At 61.3% G+C, this 1,705-nt stretch carries 2 protein-coding genes; both read left to right on the forward strand.

The window, feature by feature from the left end:
• Positions 1-669: TAXI family TRAP transporter solute-binding subunit (locus A3728_RS13220; protein ID WP_067924545.1), on the forward strand; the 669-nt coding region annotated here is incomplete at its 5' end.
• The coding region (locus tag A3728_RS13225; RefSeq protein ID WP_150120787.1) for a TRAP transporter permease at positions 666-1,705 on the forward strand (1,040 nt) is incomplete at its 3' end. The genes A3728_RS13220 and A3728_RS13225, both read left to right, overlap by 4 nt.

Consider the following 1,705-nt stretch of genomic DNA (forward strand, 5'->3'; position numbering starts at 1 on the left):
GCCATCGGCTACATGTATAACTGGGCGCCCATGCATTTCTTCGTGGAGCGCGGCATCGCCGAGGAATACGGTCTGGAAAGCATCGCCGACATCGCCGAAAGCGGCGCGCCGCTGCGCATCGGTATCAACCGGTCGGGTAACATTACCTCGAACGTCGCGCTGGCGATGCTGGAGGAGGTGGGCGTGACCGAAGACGTGATCTCGCAGAACGGCGGTCAATTCGTGCGGGCTGGCGCCAATGAGCAGGCCGATCTGATTCAGGACGGGAGACTCGACATGATTACCAACGGTATCTTCATCAACCACTCGTCCTTCCGGGCCGTCGACCAGAATAGCGACGTCGTGTTGTTGAGCGTGCCACAAGAGGTCATCGACGCAACCAACGCGGAGTTCGGTACCGGTACCATGGTGATCCCGGCTGGAAGCTATTCCAACCAGACCGCAGACGTGACGAGCGTTGCGCTGGGTGCACTGTTGGTTGCCACCGCCGAGATGCCCGATGAGGTCGCCTCGTCGATTACGTCGTCGCTGGTGCAGAACATCGACGAGGTGCGCGGCGTGCATAGCTCGATGGCGGCGCTGAATCCTGAATTGTTGGCGACAACCAGCGTGCTGGAGTTCCATCCCGGCGCTGCTGCCGTTTATCGGAACGCGGGCCTGATCAATTGATTGGATCGCTCGTCGCCACTGGTCGCAGGCGCAAGCTTGCGGCCAGCTCGCAAAAAGCCTTAGTGGCGGCGGCTGCGCTGTTTGCTGCCTGGGTCATTTACGCGAATCTCTTTACGATCTCCGACCCACTGATCCTGGGGATCCTGTTCGTTTGCGGCATCTACACCATCATGTTTGTCGCGATTGGAGCCACGCCGAATGCCCGGGACGAGGTCCCGATCTACGACTGGGCGCTGTGCCTTCTCAGCCTCGTCTGCGGCGTCTTCTTCTTCATGAACGCCGGTGTGATTTCTGACCGCATTAGCCTGCTTGAACCCTTCACCGCCGCGCAGCTGTTCTTCGGGACCGCGCTGCTTTTGCTGACACTGGAAGCGACTCGCCGGACCACCGGCATGGGCCTCACCGGGGTGGTGGTCCTGTTCCTGCTTTATAACCAGTTCGGCTCGATGCTGCCGCCGCCCTTCGGCCACGGCATAGACGATTTCAGTTACCTGCTGGATATCCTTGTTTTCACAACCGACGGTGTATTCGGGGTGCCGATCCAGGTGGTCGCCAGCTATGTGTTCCTTTTCGTGATGTTCGGCACCTTCCTATCAAAGGCCGGCGGAGGCGAGTTCTTCTTTAACCTCGCCGCCCTGATAACGGGCCGGTCGCGCGGGGGGCCTGCGAAAATCGCCGTGATCTCGTCGGGACTTTATGGCACCATGTCGGGCAGTCCCACGTCGGACGTGGTGGCGACGGGGTCGATTACCATTCCGGTGATGAAGCGGCTGGGCTATTCCCCGCGCTTCGCGGGCGCCGTCGAGGTCGCAGCGTCGACCGGGGGCAGCGCCATGCCGCCCATCATGGGATCTGCCGCGTTCATCCTGGCCGAATATACTGCCGTTCCCTACCAGGAGGTGGTGCTGGCCGCGCTGCTGCCCGCGCTGCTCTATTACCTCGGCGTATTCTTGCAGGTGCATTTCCGCGCCGTGCGCGACGATCTACGCCCGTCCGAGGATGAAGTGCCTACGCTGGCCAGCACCTTCCGAGTGGG

Origin of the sequence: Sulfitobacter sp. HI0040, from assembly GCF_001634885.1 — a bacterium.
Taxonomy (GTDB): Bacteria; Pseudomonadota; Alphaproteobacteria; order Rhodobacterales; family Rhodobacteraceae; genus Sulfitobacter.